Source organism: Citrobacter sp. TBCS-14 (assembly GCF_005280805.1).
Classification (GTDB): Bacteria; Pseudomonadota; Gammaproteobacteria; order Enterobacterales; family Enterobacteriaceae; genus Citrobacter; species Citrobacter gillenii.
The window spans coordinates 675-940 of the sequence record NZ_SZWM01000394.1 but is presented as its reverse complement, the minus strand read 5'-3'; the positions used below and the strand labels follow the sequence as shown (position 1 = coordinate 940).

The 266-nt window shown below is 53.0% G+C and carries 1 pseudogene; it reads left to right on the top strand.

What is annotated here, in order from left to right:
* A pseudogene (locus FDX22_RS15755) lies at positions 1-206 on the top strand (DUF4153 domain-containing protein); the annotation flags it as partial.
* Between the last annotated feature and the right edge of the window lie 60 nt (positions 207-266).

The window sequence follows — 266 nt, the reverse complement described above, 5'->3', positions numbered from 1 at the left end:
ATGCTTTTGGCGATGGGGAGAGCCTGGTCTTTGGCGTTAAGGAAAACAAATGGGTGTTGATCGCGACAGCCCGGCTACCGGAGGGATTCAATAAGGATCAACTGCTGCAGGCGCTGGCGAATCATCAACTGGATTCGGCTTCAAGAGTCTGGCGGGATATCACCATTAATGGCAAACGACTGCCGATGACTTATTACAATGAGTGAATCTGTTGCCGGATGGCGGCGCGAGCGCCTCATCCGGCCGACAAAAGTTTTACCGTAGGC